The 19,148-nt window shown below is 74.2% G+C and carries 15 protein-coding genes; 3 read left to right on the top strand and 12 right to left on the bottom strand.

Annotated elements, in window-relative coordinates:
• Positions 1 to 63 precede the first annotated feature (63 nt).
• The 11 genes from A3IG_RS0126280 to A3IG_RS0126230 all read right to left on the bottom strand — a co-directional run bounded on the left by A3IG_RS0126280 (position 64) and on the right by A3IG_RS0126230 (position 14,438).
• Positions 64 to 1,377: a PLP-dependent aminotransferase family protein gene (locus A3IG_RS0126280; RefSeq protein WP_018386572.1), complete on the bottom strand. Its 1,314-nt coding sequence runs from the start codon at positions 1,375 to 1,377 to the stop codon at positions 64 to 66.
• A 56-nt stretch (positions 1,378 to 1,433) separates the two neighbouring features.
• Complete coding sequence (gene serS / locus A3IG_RS0126275) at positions 1,434 to 2,717, bottom strand: serine--tRNA ligase (RefSeq protein WP_018386571.1); 1,284 nt, start codon at positions 2,715 to 2,717, stop codon at positions 1,434 to 1,436.
• Positions 2,718 to 2,798: 81 nt separating this feature from the next.
• Positions 2,799 to 4,805 (bottom strand): hypothetical protein, encoded by a 2,007-nt coding sequence (locus tag A3IG_RS0126270; protein WP_018386570.1) that lies wholly within the window; start codon positions 4,803 to 4,805, stop codon positions 2,799 to 2,801.
• A complete protein-coding gene (locus A3IG_RS0126265; protein WP_018386569.1) occupies positions 4,792 to 5,811 on the bottom strand; it encodes a radical SAM protein in 1,020 nt (339 codons plus the stop codon). The genes A3IG_RS0126270 and A3IG_RS0126265 overlap by 14 nt, the downstream gene beginning before the upstream one ends.
• Before the next feature lie 16 nt (positions 5,812 to 5,827).
• Complete coding sequence (locus A3IG_RS0126260; RefSeq protein ID WP_018386568.1) at positions 5,828 to 6,928, bottom strand: 1-aminocyclopropane-1-carboxylate deaminase/D-cysteine desulfhydrase; 1,101 nt, start codon at positions 6,926 to 6,928, stop codon at positions 5,828 to 5,830.
• Entirely contained in the window at positions 6,925 to 7,773 is an 849-nt protein-coding gene (locus A3IG_RS0126255) for a class I SAM-dependent methyltransferase (protein ID WP_018386567.1), read from the bottom strand. Before A3IG_RS0126255 ends, A3IG_RS0126260 begins: the two co-directional genes overlap by 4 nt.
• Entirely contained in the window at positions 7,774 to 9,471 is a 1,698-nt protein-coding gene (locus tag A3IG_RS0126250; protein WP_018386566.1) for a carbamoyltransferase family protein, read from the bottom strand.
• On the bottom strand, positions 9,468 to 10,859 hold the full coding sequence (locus A3IG_RS0126245) for a hypothetical protein (protein WP_018386565.1): 1,392 nt from the start codon (positions 10,857 to 10,859) through the stop codon (positions 9,468 to 9,470). Before A3IG_RS0126245 ends, A3IG_RS0126250 begins: the two co-directional genes overlap by 4 nt.
• Positions 10,856 to 11,596 carry a deoxynucleoside kinase gene (locus A3IG_RS0126240; protein WP_018386564.1) on the bottom strand — a complete coding sequence of 247 codons (741 nt, stop codon included), beginning with the start codon at positions 11,594 to 11,596 and terminating at the stop codon, positions 10,856 to 10,858. The genes A3IG_RS0126245 and A3IG_RS0126240 overlap by 4 nt, the downstream gene beginning before the upstream one ends.
• Complete coding sequence (locus tag A3IG_RS0126235; RefSeq protein ID WP_236719305.1) at positions 11,590 to 12,537, bottom strand: radical SAM protein; 948 nt, start codon at positions 12,535 to 12,537, stop codon at positions 11,590 to 11,592. Before A3IG_RS0126235 ends, A3IG_RS0126240 begins: the two co-directional genes overlap by 7 nt.
• Positions 12,538 to 12,611: 74 nt before the next feature.
• Positions 12,612 to 14,438 carry an amino acid adenylation domain-containing protein gene (locus tag A3IG_RS0126230; RefSeq protein ID WP_018386562.1) on the bottom strand — a complete coding sequence of 609 codons (1,827 nt, stop codon included), beginning with the start codon at positions 14,436 to 14,438 and terminating at the stop codon, positions 12,612 to 12,614.
• A 539-nt stretch (positions 14,439 to 14,977) separates the two neighbouring features.
• Here A3IG_RS0126230 and A3IG_RS0126225 point away from each other — a divergent pair.
• From A3IG_RS0126225 to A3IG_RS31385, 3 genes are all read left to right on the top strand, one after another.
• Positions 14,978 to 15,667 (top strand): HAD family hydrolase, encoded by a 690-nt coding sequence (locus A3IG_RS0126225; protein WP_018386561.1) that lies wholly within the window; start codon positions 14,978 to 14,980, stop codon positions 15,665 to 15,667.
• 61 nt (positions 15,668 to 15,728) lie between these two features.
• Positions 15,729 to 17,045, top strand: coding sequence for an MFS transporter (locus A3IG_RS31390; RefSeq protein ID WP_018386560.1), 1,317 nt, complete (start codon positions 15,729 to 15,731; stop codon positions 17,043 to 17,045).
• On the top strand, positions 17,014 to 18,306 hold the full coding sequence (locus tag A3IG_RS31385; RefSeq protein WP_018386559.1) for an ATP-grasp domain-containing protein: 1,293 nt from the start codon (positions 17,014 to 17,016) through the stop codon (positions 18,304 to 18,306). The genes A3IG_RS31390 and A3IG_RS31385 overlap by 32 nt, the downstream gene beginning before the upstream one ends.
• On the opposite strand, the gene A3IG_RS0126210 is transcribed toward A3IG_RS31385, so the two are convergent.
• Positions 18,290 to 19,030, bottom strand: coding sequence for a hypothetical protein (locus tag A3IG_RS0126210; RefSeq protein WP_236719288.1), 741 nt, complete (start codon positions 19,028 to 19,030; stop codon positions 18,290 to 18,292). The two genes, A3IG_RS31385 and A3IG_RS0126210, sit on opposite strands and share 17 nt — an antisense overlap.
• Between the last annotated feature and the right edge of the window lie 118 nt (positions 19,031 to 19,148).

The following is a 19,148-nucleotide window of genomic DNA, read 5'->3' as shown; positions in this document are numbered from 1 at the left end:
CGCACCCGCCGGTGTCCAGCGGGACGGCTCCGGGGGACGTGCGGTGCGTTCCCCGCACCCGGCTCACCCCGCCCCGGTCAGCGTCTCGATCGCGCGCATCAGCGCCAGCAGTTCCCCGGGGGCGCCCATCCGCTCGACCTCGTCGGAGGTGTAGCAGTAGCGCGGGTGGGACAGCGAGGACCGCAGTCGCGCGATGTCCGCGGTCCGGTCGGCGTCCTCGTCGCCGAGGAGCGCGGCGACCACCTCGCCGAGCGCCGAGGCGTGCTCCGCCCCGGCGCCCAGCCGGGTCACCTCGGCCACGGACAGCCGGAACGACGTGCCGTCGAGACCGGGCAGCCCGTCCAGCTTGTTGACCAACAGGCCCTGGGCGTACATGCGGTCGGCCGCGCGGTGCGGGTCCACCCCCGCGCCCGCCCGGACCCAGACCTGGTGGCAGCCGGTGAAGCCGCGGTCGGCCGCGGCCACGGTGCGGCCGTGCCGGTGCATGGTCCGGGCGAACACCCGGGCGTTGTCGATGACCTTCCGCGCGTACCCCGCGCCGTCGCGGTCCCGGAGCTCGAGCAGGGTCACCGCCAACGACACGACCTCTCCCAGGTGGTGATGGCTGACCAGGTGGTCGGCGACGGCACCGATCCGCTTGGCCAGCTCCTCGTCGTCGGTGGCGAGGAACCCCTTGTGGGGGCCGGGGAGGGTCTTGTGGGTGGAGCCGCCGAAGGTGTGGGCCCCGCGGCGCAGCGGGTTGGGCACCGCCCCGCCGAGGACCAGCCCGTTGACGTGGCTGGAGTCGTAGTGGATCAGGGTCCGCGGGGAGAGCCGGTCCGCCAGGTCCCGGACCGGCCCGGCGTCGAGCGGGAACAGTTGGGTGGACTGGTCGAGGTAGATCAGGTCGGCCGGGTCCCGTCGCAGCAGGTCCGCCAGCCGGTCCGGGTCCACGTCGTGGTGGCGGTCCATGGGCAGCGGCACGGTGCGCAGGCCGAGCTGGTCGGCGACCACGGGGGTGCTCATGTGTCCGCCGCTGGCCAGCGGGACGGTGTACACGGTGCCGCCGCGGGGGCACAGCGCGGCCAGGGCCACGGTCATGCAGTTCAGCCCGGAGATCGGCCTGACGTCCACATGGGCGGCCCCGGCCAGTTCCCGCAGCAGCGGCACCAGGATGTCCAGCTCGATCCGGCCCGGCTCGAGACCGCCGTAGAAGCTCCACGAGCCGAGCAGGCGCAGGTGGTCGAAGAAGTAGCGGGAGTAGACGTCGCACACCAGTGGCACCCGCGCCAGCGGTGACATGGTGTTCTCGCTGGGGGTCAGGTTCAGGGCCCGCCGGGCCCTGCTCTGGTGCTCGGCCAGCGCACCCACCAGCGCGCGCGGATCGGTCGTGGGCATGGTGTCCCTCCTGTTCTGCGCGCGGGCGGGCGCCGGCCGCGGGGGGCCGGCCCGGCTCAGCGCCGCGGATGGATGACGTCGGTTCCCACCCAGGCCCGCAGCGGCTCGGGGACGACCACCGACCCGTCGGGGCGTTGGTTCTGCTCGAGGATCGCCGGCAGCAGTCGGCTGGTGGCGAGACCCGAGGCGTTGAGGGTGTGCACCAGGGTGGTGGGCCTGCCCGGTGCCGGCCGGTAACGGATGTTGGCCCGCCGCGCCTGGTAGTCGCCGGCCCAGGAGGCCGAGGACACCTCCTTGTAGGTCTGGATGCTGGGGATCCACACCTCGACGTCGTAGGTCATGCGCATGGTGGCGCTGGCGTCGCGGGCGGCGAGCAGCGACGTCCGGTAGTGCAGGCCCAGCTTCTCCACCAGGGACTCGGTGCGCCCGACCAGCTCGGTCAGCGCCTCCTCGGCCAGCTCCGGGGTGGTGAACTGGAACATCTCCACCTTGTTGAACTGGTGGCCGCGGACGGTTCCGCGCTCCTGGCTGCGGTGGCTCCCGGACTCCCGGCGGTAGCAGGGGGTGTACGCGAACGCCTTGATCGGGAGCTGGTCCAGCGGCAGGATCTCGTCGCGGTAGACGTTCAGGATCGCGGTCTCGGCGGTCGGCAGCAGGAAGGACCCGCGCCCGCCCTCGGTGGCCTGGATGTGGAAGACGTCGTCGTAGAACTTGGGGAACTGCCCGGCGGCGTACCCGGACTCCTCGGTGAGCACGTGAGGCGGCAGCATGAACTCGTACCCCGCGGCGTAGTGCTCCCGGTTGAAGAAGTCCAGCAGCGCCCACTCCAGCGCGGCTCCCTGCCCGGTGTACAGCCAGTAGCCGTTGCCGCCCAGCTTGACCCCGCGGGCGTAGTCCACGAGGCCGAGCCTGGTGGAGAGCTCCACGTGGTCCAGCGGGGCGTCGCCCAGGTCGGGCCGCTCGCCCCAGGTGCGGACCACCTGGTTGGCCTCCTTGCCCCCGGGCGGCGTCCGGTCGTCGGGGAGGTTGGGCAGCTCCATCAGCAGCCCGCGCAGCGCCTCCTCGACGCCCGTCAACTCGGCCTGCGCGCGGTCGATCTCCTCGCCGATCCCCGCGGCGCGGCGCTCGGCCTCCGCGGTGTCGCCGCCGGACGCCCGTTGCCGACCGATCTCCTTGGTGAGCCGCTTGCGCTCGGCCCGCGCCGACTCGACCTCCTGGAGCAGCCGACGGCGGTCCCGGTCGGCCTTGAGGACCGGTTCGAGGTCCACCTCGTCCATGCGCTTGAGCAGGGCGTCCCGGACCATGTCCGGCTCTTTCCGGATGAGTTCGATATCAAGCATCTGAGTACAACTTCCTCGGCGGCGGTGCGACCAACGACTCGGCTGGGACCCGGTTCGACCGGATCATGACCGTACACCGATTCACCCTGCGCCATCCGGAGGAACGAGGTGCAGCGGCCGGCGGATCGTCACGGCCTCACCGCCCACCACCAGGGAGCCCACCAGGAAGTACAGGCCCGGGGGCGCCTGGTCCACCGTCACCAGATGCCGTGACGTGACCCCGGCGCCGCCCACCGACTCGGGGGACCCCCCGCCGGGTGACACCCGCACGCCCATCCGCCAGGGCACCCGCTCCACCGCGAACCGCACCGCGGCCGCGTGGGGCCGTACCGCTCCGGCCCTGGCCGGGCCACCGGCACGCAGCACGAACGGCACCGCCTCGCCGCCCCGGACCGCCGCGGGCCCGCACAGCACCGCCGCCGGCCGGTCGGCGGGGCCGTCGTAGACCAGGTCACAGGCCCAGCACAGCAGGGCCCTGCGGGAACGGGACAGCGCGTCGAGCCGGAACTCCCGCCACTGGGCGGGCGACCGGCAGTAGGGACACCGCTCGGCTGGTTCGCCCGGCGTCCCCGGCACCACCCGGGCGTCGAGGTGGAAGGCGGTCTGCAACGGCCCGAGGGCGGTGGTGAACCGGCTCATCACGTCGGCCAGGTCGTCGTGCAGGCCCTGCCACGCGCGGCGTTCCGCCCGGTACCAGCGGTCGCGCTGCCGGTCCCAGCCGCCGTGCGGCACGGTGCCCGGCGGGCCCGCGCGCAGCCGCGGGGCGCGCCGCAGCCACTCGTCGAGGGCGTCGGCGACCTGCCGCGCCCGCTGACCGTCCGCCCCGCCGAGGAGCTCCGCCGCGGTCGCCGCGAACCGCGCCGAGGTGGCCACGGCGGCGGCGCAGGACAGCAGTTCCCGGTGGAGCGTGCACGCCGGCTCCCCGGCCCGGTCCACCGCGCGGACGACCGGGCGCCGCAGCCCCTGGGTGACCACCGCGACCCGCCCGGTGCCGGGGATGGGCCCGACCCACACCCGCGGCTGGGACGGCCGTTCCGGTTCCCCGCTGACGATGGTGACGGTGCCCTCGGGGGTGGCCGGGAACAGCACCGTGGTGCCGTCCACCGACCGCCCCCGCGCGGGGCCCCGGCCCGGGCAGCGGGGGCGGGTGAGCACCGCGAGCGGGTCACCGAGCAACAGCCACGGCGCGGTCCCCATGGCGGCGAGGTTCACGCGGTTCTCCAGGGCGAGGGCGCGGTGCGCCGGGGCTCCGCCGAGCAGCGCCGCGCCCGCCGCCAGGTGTGCCCCCGGCACCCCCTCGACGTCGCTGACCGGGGCCAGCACCACCCCGGCGTGCGGGCCGAGTGCCGCCGCCGACGCCAGGCAGGCCGAGCGGGTGCGGGGGGCCAGCCGCAGGCCGCGGCAACTGTCCAGGACCAGCATGGCGGAGGCGACCCCGGTGACGGCGAGCCGGTCGGGCTCCCCGGGGCCGCCCGGGTCCCGTTCCCCGCGCAGGCAGGGACCGCCCTGGAGGCAGGGGTGGACGGCCTGCCCCCGCAGCCGCGGCGACCCGGCGTCCAGCGCGGAGCACAGCAGCCCGGACCCGAGCCACAGGTCGATGCCCAGGCCGTGGCTGCTGAGCGCGGTGAACAGGCGTGGCTCGGCGAGCGACGTGGCCAGCTCGGGTATCGGCCCCGACAGCAGGCGCAGGCCGCCGGCGGCTGCCTCGCGGACCCCCGGCAGGGCCTGGGAGGACCAGACCAGGGCCTCCCTGGCGCCGCGGAACCGGAACCCGGCGATCTTCCGGGCGTGGGCCAGCGCCGCCTCGGGGCCGTCCCAGCCGAAGACCCACCCCAGGCCCCGGCCGGCGTGGTGCGCGCGGTAGGCGGCGCTCGCGGTGAACGCCATGGGGGCGGCGCCCACGGAGAGCAGCGCGGTGCGCACCCCGGGCCCGGCCAGCAGCCGGCCGGCCTCGTCCAGGTCGGCGGCCCGCACCAGGGGCCGGCCGGTCAGGTCCACGAACGCCTCGGCCGCCGCCGCGCCCTGCGGGACGCACAGCACCACGTCCCGGCCGCCCTCCGCGGCGGGCGGCCCGTCAGTCGCCGACATCGCTGACCGTGGGGCACACGCAGAACCGGCAGGTGGTGTCGGCCAGGACGTCGAGCTCCCGGCGGAAGGCCAGCGCCTCCGGGGAGTTGACGGCCTCGGCGAGCCCGCCGTGGCCGTGGACGGTGCCGTACGCCGGCATCGGGAAACAGGGCCGCACCGTCCCGTCGTACTCCAGGATCGCCGACGTCCAGGGCGCGTTGCAGCGCACCGGGGGGAACTCCGCCCGGCCGTTGACCGCGCGGTAGTAGTGCGTCAGCAGCCGGTCCAGGTCCTGCGGGGTGTCGCTGATGTACCCGGAGGCGAAGTCCTCGGCGTGGTCCCGGCGCAGGGCGGCGAGCTGCACGGCAAGCTCGTCCAGGTCCTCGCCGCGGATCGCCAGGGCCTCCACGTACGCCTCGTCGATGGCGCCGAAACGCCGGAACGCCTCCTCGTTGTGCAGGTCGGTGGCGGAGAAGCTGATGCCCCGCAGGCCCAGTTCGTGGGCGGCGTCCACGGTCTCGCCCAGGTGCCGGAAGTTGTGGCGGTGGACCGCGCAGCGCCCCTCCACCGCGAGGTCGGGCCGGACGCGGTCGAGCAGTTCGAGGCCGGCGCGGAGGCGGTCGAACGCGTGGGGGACGTTGCGGACGTCGTCGTGGACCTCGCGGGGGCCGTCCAGGCTCACCCGGAACGCGTCGCAGTGGGCGGCCACCGCGTGGGCGTGCCGTTCGAGCAGCAGGCCGTTGCTGAGCACCTCGACCCGGATGCCCTGCTCCCTGATGACCGACGCGATCTCCCAGACGTCCGGGTGCATCAGGGGCTCACCGCAGATGATCACTTTGCCCAGGCTGAGCTCGCGCCACCGGGGGGCCCACCGGCGGATCTGCGCCACCGACAGGTTGGTGCCCGGCTTCTCCCGCCAGATGTCACACATGCGACAGCGGGAGTTGCAGCCCGAGTTGATCCACAGGAAGAGTCTCGCCATGCGGGTGAGCGGTGCGTCCCGCTGGACGGGGGTCTGGTTCGGCACGGCTGTCGTCTCCCGGCTAGTGGTCGTTGGGTACGGCGGCCGGCGGGCGCGGCTCGGCCAGGTGGGCGGCGAAGGTCTCCCCCAGCCAGTCGTTCAGGGCCGGGCAGCCGGCGAACAGGCCCAGGTTCCCCCCGGTGTGGACGAGCACCACCAGCGCCCCGCGGGGGATGGTCCCGGCGCGGACCAGGCCGAGCAGGCCGAGGAAGGCCCGGAGCATGTAGGTCGGGTCGAGCGGCAGCCGGTAGCGGCGCACGGCCTCGGCCAGCACCCGCAGTTCGGCCGCGGTGGGTCGGTCGTAGCCGGCGCCCAGCCAGTCGGCGTGGACCTCGACCGGGGTGTCGGTCAGGTTCTGGCGCCCGAGCCGCCGCACCGCCTGCCGGCGCAGCGCGGCCACCTCGGCGGTCACCGAGGTGCGGCTGCCGCCGACGCAGATCCCGTGCACCCGCCAGGGCAGCCCGAGCAACCGGGCGGCGACGGCGAGCCCCAGGCAGGTCCCTCCGGAGCCGGCGGGCGCCACCAGGTGGATCGGCCCCGGGACGACGTCCGCACCGGTACCGAGTTGGTCGGCGAGCTCCAGGCCCAGTTCGACGCTGCCGAGCAGGCCCGGCCAGACCGTGACGCCGGGCGGGACCGCGAACGGTCTCCCGCCCCGCCGCGCCTCCTCGGCGCAGGCGGCACGGAGCAGTTCGGCGTTCCGCTGCCACGGGGTCCGCTCGTGCCAGGTGACCTCGTCGGCGAGGAGCAGCGCGAGCAGGTACGCGCCGTTCGGGCGGTGCGGCCTGACCTGCTGGTCGCCGCTGTAGACCAGGTGGGACCGCAGGCCGTACCTGCGGGCGAACGCGGCCACGGCCACGCACTGCCCCGACGGCAGGCTCCCCCCGGTGACCAGGGTGTCGGCGCCCCGGCGTCTGGCCCGGGCCACCGCGTGGGCCAGTTTGCGCGCCTTGTGGCCGCTGGCCAGGTCGTCCAGCAGGTCCTCCCGTTTGACCAGGACCCGCACCCCGAGGTCGGCCCCGAGGTCCGGCCGGTACTGGAGTGGGGTGGGCAGCCGCCCGTAGGCCAGTGGCCGGGGGACGGCGCCCGGCGGCAGCAACGCCTCGAGCCGGTGTCGTGTCATCGGGGTCCCTCCGCGCCTGCTGGTGCCCGGGGTCCGCGGGCCGCCCGCGCCACCACCGCGTACATGTAGGGCAGTCGGCCCGGGGACCGGCTGTTCACCCACACCCCGTTGACGCACCGGTCCAGTTCGTCCAGGAGGCGGTAGGAGCTGTACGGGTACTCCTCGACCCGTTCCAGGACGAGACCTGCGGCGATCAGCGCGTCGAGCACCGAGCCGACGGGGTGCTGCCAGCGGTACTCCCGGTAGCGGATGGGCGCGGCGGGGTCGGCGTAGGTGCCCTGCGTCCAGGTGGCCGGCGGCCGGTCGGGGCCGAAGTAGCGGCCGGCGCCGCTGACCTTCCCCGGGTGCAGCACCTCGAGCAGCGGGTGGAACTCCACCAGGACGAACCGTCCGCCGGGGCGCAGGTTGTGGGCCACGGAGTCGGCCCACCGCGGCAGGTCCCCGAGCCAGCACAGCACGCCGTAGGTGCTGACCACCACGTCGTACGGCGCCCCGGGGTCGGTGAACCCCTGGACGTCCGCGCAGACGAAACGGGCGTCGAGGCCGGTCTCCGCGGCCAGTCGGCGCGCCGCGCGGACGGCGACCGGGGACAGGTCCACCCCGGTGGCCCGGGCACCGAGCCGGGCCCAGGACAGGGTGTCGAGGCCGAAGTGGCACTGGAGGTGCAGCAGCCGCAGCCCCCGCACCTCCCCCACCAGTTCGCGTTCCGGCGGTTTGAGGGTGGACCCTCCGGCGCGGACCCGGCGGGTGGGGTAGAAGTCGGACGTCAGGTGGACGCCGGTGCGCAGGTCCCAGGCCGTGCGGTTGACCCGCACCGCGTGGGACCCGTCGGGGGCCGTGGACACTCAGGCTCCCTTCTCGTAGAACCAGCCGCCCATGCTCAGGCAGTCCACTTCGGAGCCGAGGAAGCAGGCGAGGGCCTCCTGGGGGCTCTCCACGATGGGCTTGCCCCGCACGTTGAACGACGTGTTGATCAGCACCGGGTCCCCCGAGCGGTCGGCGAACCGGCACAGCAACCGGTGCAGGAACGGCTCCCGCTCGGCGCGGACCGCCTGCACCCTGGCGGTGCCGTCCACGTGCACCGCGGCGGGGGTCCGCTCCTTGGCCTTGTCCTTCGCCGAGCCCGTGAACAGCATGTACGGGTCGGGATGGCCCGAGAAGTAGTCGTCGAACGCCTCCCACGGCACGATCGGCGCGACCGGCCGGAAGTCCTCACGGCCCTTCACCCGGTTGAGCCGGTCCCGCATGCCGGGGTCGGACGCCGCCGCCAGCAGGCTGCGGTTGCCCAGGGCCCGGGGGCCGAACTCCATCCGCCCGCGGAAGACCGCGGCGATCCGGCCCCTGGCGAGCCGGTCGGCGAGCCGCTCGGTCACCTCGGCCTCGGTGAGCCACTGTGCCTCCAGGCCGGCCTGGGTGAACGCCGCCTCGACCGCCCGGTCGGGGTGGGCGGTGCCGAGGCAGAACGAGTCGTAGGACAACTGGGCCGGCGCGCCCCTGCGGATGGCGCTCAGCGAGGCGGCGCCGACGGCGGTGCCGGCGTCGCTCGCCGCGGGCTGCACGAAGACGTCGTCGAACAGGCCGAGCGCGGCGATCCGCCCGTTGGCGACGCAGTTGAGGAAGGTGCCCCCGGCCAGGCAGAGCCTGCGCAGGCCGGTGGTCCTGGCGTAGTGGGTGACGATGTGCTCCAACGCCTCCTCCAGACGCTGCTGCGCGGACCTGGCGATGTCCCGGTGCACCCGCTCCAGTGGGGCGCCCGGGCTGCGGGCGGGGGCGACCCGCCGGTCCAGGGCCCGCAGCCGGCGCAGGTCCAGCCGGTAGCGACCGTCGGGCAGCAGGGGCAGGACGCGGGCGAACTCGTCGGCGAACCGGGGCTCCCCGTAGGCCGCGAGACCCATCACCTTGAACTCGTCCGCGAAGGGTTCGAACCCCAGGTGCCTGGTGACCAGGGAGTAGAACAGGCCGAGGGAGTCCGGCACGACCTGCTCGGCGACCGTGCGCAGCCGCCGGCCCCGGCCGACGAACACCGAGGTGCAGGCGTTCTCCCCGGCGCCGTCGCAGACGATGGTCAACGCCTCGTCCCAGCCGGAGCAGAAGAACGCCGAGGCGGCGTGGGTGAGGTGGTGGGGCCACTCCCGGAACGGCACGCCCCGGATGTCCTCGGGGCGCATCAGGTGCCGGTACCGCTGGGGGACGTCGTACCCCGACCGCAGGGCCGCCGGCAGGCAGGCGAGGCCGGCGAACGCGGCGAGCTCCTCGCGCAGCGTGGACAGCCGGCGTCCGGTGAGGCAGCCCCACAGGCTCCGCAGGTGCCTCCAGCGGTGGTACGAGTAGGCGATCTCGTCGATGTCGTGGAAGGAGATCCCCGTGTGGTCCAGCGCCCGGTACGCCGCGTCGATGGGCAGGTAGCTGTGGTAGGGGCTGTAGCGGCGCCCGTGCTTGATGCCGGTGAAGCGTTCGTCCTCGGCCGCGAAGAGCAGCTCGCCGTCCCGGACGAGCGCCACCGACGGGTGCTCGAAGTAGCTGTTGACTCCCAGGATGATCACGCGTGCGCCTCCACCGCCTCGCTCCGGGCGAGGGCCTCGTCGAAGTAACGTGCGCAGGACAGGGTGCCGATGGTGTGGCCGACCCGCTGGTCGAGCACCTGACGTGCCACGGCGGCCAGGTCGGTCGTCGGGGACAGGTGGGTGAGCGGGAGCGTCGCCGGGTGGTCCAGGTGCAGCAGGGGCATCCCGCCCAGCCGGCTGAGCCCCGGGGTGGTGACGGTCGCCACCTCGGCGGCGTCGAGGAACGGCACCCGCCGGTGCGTCTCCGTCAGCAGGCGCACGTAGAGCCGCACGTAGTCCTGCTGACTGGTGCCGCCCACGGCGACCACCCCCGGCAGCAGGCAGCGGACCAGGTACGCCAGGACCCGGTCGGTGTGCAGCACCCCGGCCCGCAGGGCCGCGGCGACCGGCCGCGGGGCGAACGGGACCGGCACCGCGGCCCCGTCCGTCTCGACCACCATCACCGCGGTGCCGCCCTCCTCGCGGAGCACCACCGGGTGCAGCCGGCTGCCGCGGCGCACCCAGAAGAAGTCGGGGGCGGCCCGGTTGACCGCCAGGTTGTCGGGGCGCGCCACCAGCTCGCGTTTGACGCCGAGGAACGCCCGGCGCACCCGCGGGTCGAAGACGACGTGCCGCAGTGGGCTGGCCGGGTCGAGCAGGTGGTCGGCGGCGCACTCGGCGGCCAGGGACTCGTCCACGGCGACCCGGCGCACCGAGTGGTCCAGGGCCAGGGACGACCAGATCTCCTCGTTGCACCGCCGGTACGCCTCGGCCGGGTCGGGCCAGACCCGGCCGACCAGGGAGCCGAGCACCGGGTCGTCGGCGGCGGCGGGACCGTCGCCCTCGAGCCGTTCGAGGGTCATGGTCAGCGGTGGGGGCAGGCAGCAGAAGGTGGAGTCCTTGTACCGGCGCTTGGAGAACGGGAACACCCGGTACAGCGAGCCGCGGGTGCGCAGGAACACCGGCCCGGTGACCGGAACGCGCCGGCTCAGGCAGCTCACCGTGGAGCACTGGGACACGACCATCACCCGGGCCCCGGCGTGGGAGCAGGCGAGGTGGAACAGGTAGTTGTTGAGGAACGTCTCCCGGTCGAGCAGCAGGTTGGCGTGGTCGGCCTGCTGGATGACCGGCACCCGCAGCAGGTGGTCCGCGACCCCGTCCGGGTCGGTGACCCCGCGCTCCCCGAGCCAGCGGACCAGCGCCGTGGCGAGCCGCCCGAGGTGCCCGGCGTGGCCGGTGCCGGCGCGCGGGACGAGCCCGGCGAGGTACCGCCGCAGCGGCTGGTCGAGGCAGCGGCCCAACTGCCCGCCGAGGTCGGAGCCCGCCGCGGTGAGCCGCTGGAGGAAGGGTTCCGCCGGGTACGCCGGCCCGGGTGACGCGTCCCTCATGGCCGCCCCTGGCGGGTCACGTCCCTGACGGCGGCCACGACCTGGGGGGCCGCGGACCCGGGCGGGGCCTGCGGATCGGCCTCGAGCAGCCGCACGCCGGCGAACGCCGGGTCCGCGGCGCACCGTTTGCGGAACTCCTCGTGGAGGTCCACGTACAGCTCGTGCCAGCGGTGCACCCAGCGGCGTTTGGCGTCCTCGTCCGGGAACTCCCGGGGCCGTTCGCCGGCCGCCTCGGCCGCCGCCAACCGGGCCAGGGAGACCTCGGGGCGCGGGTTCATCAGCACCAGGACGTCGGGGGCGGGGACGCGGCGGTGCAGCACGGCGGAGAGCTCGCGGTAGGCCGCGGCCTGGTCCGGTTGGACGCTGCCGGTCTCGATGTGCTCGGCGACGAACAGCCCGTCGTCCAGGTGCGAGCGCTCCATGACCACCACCCGGCCCAGCTCGAGGTTCCGCAGGAGCACCAGGTGCCGCTCCAGCATGAAGCTGAGTTGGACGGGGAAGGCGTAGGTGTCGCTGCGGGAGAACATCAGGGGCAGGTAGCGGTGGTGGAACAGCCGCTCGGAGATCCCGACGGCCTGGGTGCCCCGCTCCGTCAGTTCCCGGCGCACCCGTTCCACCAGGGTGGACTTCCCCGCCGAGGTGTTGCCGGACACGGCGACGTAGACGCCCCGTGGGCCCCGTGCCGCCGACGCGCGGACGTCGTAGACCTCCGGGGCCCCGGCGGGACCCTTCACCATGCGTAGTCCAGGGCGAGCAGCGCGGCCTCGGTCACCGACGCGTCGATGTGGTCACGCTGGAGCGGCGCGTCCCAGGTCCGGGTGGCCAGGCAGGGGCGCAGCAGCAGGTCGGCGCCGAGCCGCAGGGAGTGTGACTGCTCCTTGCAGCGGGGCAGGTCACCGCAGGTGGAGCAGCGGATGCCGGCCGGCGGGCGGAAGCCGCGCAGCAGCACCTCCCCGGCCCCGGGGACGGTGGAGTTGTGCGCGTTGACCCGGTCCACCAGGGCGTTCAGCGCGGCCAGGGGGTAGCTGTCCTCCCGGACCTCGCCCTCGGGGAGGACCGAGAACACCTTGACGTTGACGCCCCGGGCGGTGAGCAGGTACAGGAACGCCTCGGTGCGGTCCAGGGAGTCTGCGGGCACCGGCAGGTTGAGCCGCAGGGTGAAGGCGCCTGAGGCGGCCCGCTCCACGGTGGGCATCAGCCAGTCCGGGATGCCCCAGGCGTCCTTCGTGCCGGCCTCGACCAGTGGTTCGGTCTGCAGCGACACGTGCATCCTGGCCAGCCCGGCGTCCAGCAGGGCCTCGAGCCGCTGCGGGAGGTAGGTGCCGTTGGTGGTGACGCCCACGTCGTCCACGTGCTCCCGGGCGAGGCGGACGAAGTCGCCGATGTCCGGGCGCAGCAGGGGCTCCCCGCCGGTGAACTGGACCCGGGTGAAGCCGGCCCTGACCGCCGCCGGGACCGCCTCCCCGACGACCCCGAGGCTGATCTTGCCGCTGGCCGGGGCGCCCTCGTTGTGGCAGAACGTGCAGGACAGGTTGCAGGTGCCGACGACGGAGATCCGGAAGTACAGCTCCCGTTCCCTGATCGCGTCGGCGAGGGTCTGGCCCCGTTCCGCGAGCCGGGAGCGGATCTGGTCGATGACGTCGTCCCGACGGCGCGGCACGGTGAGCTGGCCAAGCATGACGGACACGGGAGGCTCCTTCGGTGGGGGGACGGGTCGGGGGTGCCCGCGGGTGGGGCGGGCGCCCGCGGCGGTCAGGGACGTCGGTCGAGTGCCGCCGCCAGTTCCGTGACGGTGGGGTGGGTGTAGAGGAGGCTGACGCGCAGTTCGCGGTGGAGTTCCTTCTCCAGCGCCCGCACCACGCTCAGCGCGGCGAAGGAGTCCCCGCCCAGGTCGAAGAAGTCGTCGTCGGTCCCGACGTCCGGGACGCGCAGGGCGGCCCGCCAGGTGTCGATCACCAACCGCTCGGTGCGGGACGGGGCGGTGGCCCCGGCCGGGTCGGCGGTGGGGGCGGGGGTGTCGGCCAGGTGTGCCGCGCAGCTCTCGGTGAGCGCCAGGACGTCGGCCTTCCCGTTGGCGGTCACCGGCAGGCGGGCGCAGGGCCGCAACAGGGCGGGGCGCAGGTGGTCGGGGAGTTCGCCGCGCAGCCGCCGCTTGAGGCGGTCGAGGACCACCGCCGGGTCGGCGCCGCGGGACAGCACCAGCGAGGCGGCCAGCACCGTGCCCGAGCCGCGCTCCACCGGGACCACGGCGACCTGGCGCACCTCGGGGTCCGCCAGCACCGCCCGTTCGACCTCGGCGGGCTCGATCCGGTGGCCGCGGACCTTCACCTGGCGGTCGGTGCGTCCCAGGTAGGCGAGGTTGCCGTCGGCCCGGCGGGCCACCAGGTCGCCGGTGCGGTAGAAGCGGCCGGTGCGGGTGCCGAGCCGGTCGAGGAAGGCCGAGGCGGTCAGCTCGGGCCGGTTCCAGTAGCCGACGCCGACGCCGACGCCGCCGATGTACAGCTCGCCCTCGTCGGCCTCCGCGCCGTCCGGGCCGAGCACCACGAGCTCGGTCTCCCCCACCGCGGTGCCGATCAGCGTCTCGGTGGGGTCCGGATCGCGCGGACAGCGCCAGGCGGTGGCGTAGACGGCGCACTCGCTGGGGCCGTAGAGGTTGACGACGGTGGCGGTGGTGCGCCGGTGCAGCCGGGCCAGCAGTGCGGGCGGGAGGCGCTCGCCGCCGGCCAGCACCAGGCGCAGCCCGTCGTACCGCTCGTCCCGCGGCCGGCCCTGGAGCAGCAGGTCAAGCAGGGAGGGCACCATCTGCAGGACGCTGACGCGGTGACGGGCGATCAGATCGGCCAGGTGGTCGGGATCGCGCTGGGCGCCCTGCCCGGCCACCACGAGTTGGGAGCCGGTGGTCAGCGGCCAGTAGAGCTCGGCGACGCTGGCGTCGAAGCCGCAACTGCTGCTGTACAGCACCCGGTCGTCGGCGGTGAGGCGGTGGGACCGCTGGAGCCAGCACAGCCGGCTCATGATGCCGTCGTGGGTGATCAGCGTCGCCTTGGGCCTGCCGGTGGACCCCGAGGTGTACACGAAGTAGGCGGTGTCCCCGGGGGAGGCCGCGGGGGCCGTGGCCGGTGCCGGGTGCCCACCGCGCCCGGCGGGCACCCGGGGGGGCGCGCCCGGTCGGGTGGGCACCGACACCGGTCCGCCGGCGGCGTCCAGCCACAGCCGGGGCACCCCGGGGGCGACGTCACCCGGTGCGTCGGTGGCCGCGTCGGTGATCAGCAGGTGGGGGGCGAAGTCGGCAAGCAGCCAACGGGCCCGCGGGGGCGGGTTGGCGACGTCCACGGCGAGCTGTGCCGCGCCCGAGAGGGCGGTGCCGACGAGGGCGACCACCTGCGCGGTACCGCGGGGCAACAGCACCGCCACGCGCCGCCCCGCGGTGCCACCGGGGGCGCTCGCCGCGATGACGCGGGCGGCGACGTCGGCGGCCCTGGCGTGCAGCGCGGCGTAGGTCAGCGTGTCTCCGCCGGCGCGCACCGCCACCCGGTCGGGGCTGCTCGAGGCCTGGGCCAGCAGCGCCTCGCCCAGCACGCGTCGCCGCCCGACGGGTGGCGTCCCCGGTGCTGCGTGACCGTCCCTGGATCGCACGCGACTCCCCCTCCGCCCGTCGGCGCCGCCACCGTGGCGCCACCGCAGCCGAAACTCGCCGTAACTGCTTCCGCGTGTGTTTTCCGATGAGAAGAAATGACTTCGGGGAATTCCCCACCCGTGGCGCGGAGTCGCCATGATGACGCCGCGGAAAACGCCCAGGGCCATCCCCATCGGAAAAAGTATCGGTGCGGGGAACTGCCCTGACCCTCGAAGTCACCTGAAAGCGTGACAGAGCACGCGCGACCTCGGTGTACGCGCATTCCCATAACCGAGTTGCCGATGAGGTGACGCGTTGCTGATGTGACGTCACCGGGTCGGTCCACCGGTATAGCCGGGTTTCCCTGGACGGCCGAATTGGCCGGGGAGCGGGGGTAATCGGGGCGACGGCGACGATCGGGCTGGTGCACCATGCCACCGTCAGAGGTTGGATGATGCGGTCAACGCCCGGCCGACCTGAGGCGCTTGCATGAGGAGCACCCTTGCTGTCCCAGAACCTGATCTTCGACGCGGATGACACGCTGTGGGAGAACAACGTCTACTACGAGGCCGCCATCGAGGGCCTCATCGACCTCGTGGATCACCCGTCGCTCACCCGGCAGCAGGTGCGCGACGTCATCGACGAGACGGAGCGGGAGAACATCCGGCGACGCGGCTACGGTGCCGAGGTGTTCGAGGACAGCCTGCTCAACGCCCTGTGCGCACTGCGTGGCAGCGACACCCCGGATGCGGCGGAGGTGGAGAAGATAGCCGCGTTGTGCGCCGGCGTGCACGACATGGAGATGGTCCTCATTTCCGGCGTGGAATCCACCCTGGAAAGGCTCTCCGCACGGCACCGGTTGTTCCTGCTCACCAAGGGGTGCGAAAAGGAGCAGTTGCGGAAGGTGGAGAAATCAGGTCTCGCCGGCTACTTCGTCGAGGCGGTGGTGGTGCCGGAGAAGGACGTCTCCGCCTACCGGTCCTTCGCCACCGCCCGGAACCTCCCCGTCGAGCACACCTGGATGATCGGCAACTCGCTGCGCTCGGACATCAACCCGGCGCTCGCCTGCGGACTCGGCGCCGTCTTCGTCCCCCACCCGATGACCTGGTCGCTGGAGGCCGACCGGGTGCCGGACCCGAGTCCGCGGTTCCTCACGGTGCCCCGGTTCGGTGCCCTGGGGGACCACTTCTGACCGTCCGCGCCAGCCGCGCGGTCCGGCGCGCGCGCCCGGGAACAGCAGCCCGGCGGGCGCCGTGACCGGCACCGCGGGGACGGGCGCGCAGCAGGCGCCGCGGAGGCCCCGCCGGCGCCTCCCGGAGCCGCTGTGCGACCGCCGGTTCCTGGTGGTGTGGGCGGGGCAGTCCTGTTCGCAGTTCGGCAGCGCGGTGGCACCGGTGGCGTTGACCCTCGCGGTCGTGCACAACGGCGGTTCCGCGGCGGACCTCGGCGTCGTGCTGGCCGTCACCGTGCTGTGCGAGGCGTTGGCCTGCCTACCCGGCGGGGTCTGGGCCGACCGGCTCCCGCGCAACCTGCTCATGGTGGGCGCCGAGGCGGCACGCACCCTCGCCCAGCTCTGGCTCGCCCTCGAACTCGTCCGCGGCAGCACCGACACCGTCCGGTTGGCCGTCGCAGGTGCCTGCACCGGCGCCGCGTCGGGGATCTTCCAACCCGCCGCCGCCGGCCTCGTGCAGTCCCTGGTGCCGTCCGACCAGCTCCAGCAGGCCAACGCCCTGATGGCCGTCTCCCAACGGGTCTGCGCGGTGACCGGCCCCGCCGTCGCCACCACCGTGGCCCTGGCGGTCGGCCCCGGGTGGGGCGTCGGCATCGACGCGTTGACCTTCGCGGTCAGCGGGGTGTCCCTGCTGACGCTCCCCCGCAACGCCGGGGTCACCCGGTCCCGGGGACGGTTCACCGCCGAGCTCGCCGAGGGCTTCCGGGAGGTGCGGCGGCGGCGCTGGTACTGGACCAACCTGATCAGCCACTGCCTGTGGAACCTGGGCCGCTGCGTGTTCTTCACCGTCGGCGCGCTGGTGGTGCTGCGCTCCCTGGGCGGCGAGCTCTCCTGGGGGGTGATCAGCCAGGCCGGGACGGCCGGCGCACTGGCCGGCGCGGTCCTCGCGCTGCGCTGGCGCCCGCGCCGGCCGCTGGTCACCGCGAACGTCTGCATGGCGCTGGGCAGCGTGCCGCTGCTGCTGATCGGCTTCCACGCCCCGGTCGCCGCCATCGCGTTGGCGGCGTGCGCGATGAACACCGCGCTCGGCCTGGGCGGCACCCTGTGGGACACCGCCGTGCAACAGCGCATCCCGGCCGACCGGATCTCCCGGGTGGAGGCCTTCGACTGGTTGACCTCCACCGCCCTGACCCCCGCCGGGATGGCCCTGGCCGGCCCCCTGGCGGTGGCGGTCGGGGCGCGCACCACCCTCTTCGCCGCCGCCGCGGTCGTCGCCCTGTCGTCGCTGGGCGTCCTGGCGGTCCGCGAGGTCAGGACGCTGGGCGGCTGGTCCGCACCGAGACCCGACACGGAGGAGGACCGCACCCATGGCGAGGAAGCGCTTGGCCGTCCTGTATGACGGCGGTTCGGCCTCCCTGGTGGAGATCGCCGAGGGCCTCGGTCGCCTCGGTGACCTGCTGGTGGTCCTCCCGCCGCGGCGGCACGGCGGTGCGGAGCTGGAACTGTCGCGGCGGCTCGGCCAGGTGGTCCGCCTCGACGAGGTGGCCGACGGCCCCCGCCCCGACGCGGTGCTGACCTTCAGCGAGACCATGCTGCGGCCGGCCGCCCGGATCGCCGCCCGGTGGGGGCTGCCCGCGCACAGCGGGCCCACGGTCACCATGCTCACCGACAAGTCGGCGCAGCGCCGCGGACTGCGCCGCGCGGAGGCCCACCCGGTGGTGTCGGTGGACCTCACCGACCCCCGGCGGTGGCCCGACGCCGTGCGGACCACGGGGCTGCCGGCGGTGGTCAAACCGGCGCGGGGCGCCGCCAGCCGCCACACCCACCTGGTGCGCGGCCGGGCCGAGGGGGCCGCGCTCGTGGGGTGGTTGCTGGCGCCGGTCGGTGCCGGGGGCGCGGGCGAGCGCCGCCTGGTGGTCGAGGAGTACCTGCGGGGCACCGACCGCGGGCCGTTCGGCGACTACGTGTCCGTGGAGTCGGCGGTGGTCGCCGGCCGGATCACCCATCTCGCGGTCACCGGGAAGCTCCCCGTGGTGCCGCCGTTCCGGGAGACCGGCCAGTTCTGGCCGTCGTCGCTCGCCCCCCACGAGGAACGGCAGGTGCTGGCGCTGACCGGAGCCGCCCTGCGGGCCCTTGGGGTCGCCCACGGGCTGACCCACACGGAGGTCAAGCTGACCCCGCGGGGCCCCCGCGTCATCGAGGTCAACGGCAGGCTCGGCGGGTTCGTCAACGAACTCAGCACCCGGGCCGCGGGGGTGGACCTGGTGGAGCTCGCCGGCCGCATCGCCCTGGGTGAGCGGCCGGAACCGGCGGTGGCCCGCCCGGACCGCGTCCACTTCCAGCACCACACCCTGGCCCCCGCGGTGGACTGCCGGATCGTGGGCGTCCACGGCGCGTCCCGGGTCCGTCGTGCCGCGGGGATCTCCGGCTACCGCACGCTGGTGTCCCCGGGCACCTCGCTGACCGGCGGGGTGCGCACCGGCGAGGTGGACATCCTGTGCGGCTCGGCCGAGGACCACGCCCGGGTGCCGCGGGTGATCTCCGAGGCGCTTGCGGAACTGTCGTTCACCGTGGAGTTCCCCGGTCCTGGCGCCCCGGGCCCCGTGCGGGTCGGCGCCAGGGACCTGGCCGGGGCGGTCGGCGTCAGGTCGGCAGGTTGACGCAGGTGTCCGCGGGCGGGAGGTCCTCGGCGAGGAACACGGTCTGCGCCGTCATCCGGTACCCCGACATCCTTTCCCGGAACGTCTCGATGGACTCCTCGGGGTGCACCGAGTCGATCACCGCGTGCGGCCCGACGGCGTTGAACTGGTGGCTCACCCCCCGCGGTATCTGCATGTCCACGAAGGAACAGGGCGGTACCACGAGGTTGTGGCGGGTCCTGGTGACGTCCTCGGGGGTGTCCGGCAGGGTGTCCTGGAACGTCCGCGGCAGGAACGGGGTAACGCCCGGCACGTCGGTCACCTCGAACGGGGAGAGGCTGCTCACCCGGATCTGGGTGTCCGGGCCGGTCATCATCCGCACCAGTCGCAGCCCGGTGTGCAGGTGCATGCGGGAGCAGATGCCCCGTTGCTCCACGTCGTAGAAGTCCATGAGGTAGCGGTCCGCGAAGAAACCGTCGAAGGGCGCCTCGACCATGTAGACGTCGCCCTCCTCGAAGGTCTGGGAGCGCACGACGCCGTCCCGGTCGGGTGTGGTGGCCACCCGGCTCCGTTTGGCGTTCCTGACGATCTCGGCGAACGCGTTGACCACGGCCAGCGCCGTGTCCGCGGGGAGTCGGAGGACCGGGGTGACCACGTTCCTCGCCGCGTCCTGGAAACGGGCGACGTCGTGCACCTCGTTCTCGTCGTCGGCGCTGTGCTTCATTCGCTGGTGCGACACGCTCATCGGACCCTCCGAGCCGGACACATCACAAGAACCCGGGAGAACCGGGGTCGTTGCGATTCTTCCACCCCGTCCCGTCGCTGACCGGCGGCGGTCGGGCGCACCGGGGGGAAACCAGGTG

The organism is Wenjunlia vitaminophila DSM 41686 (genome assembly GCF_000380165.1).
Lineage (GTDB): Bacteria > Actinomycetota > Actinomycetes > Streptomycetales > Streptomycetaceae > Wenjunlia > Wenjunlia vitaminophila.
This window is presented reverse-complemented; position numbering and strand designations above follow the sequence as displayed.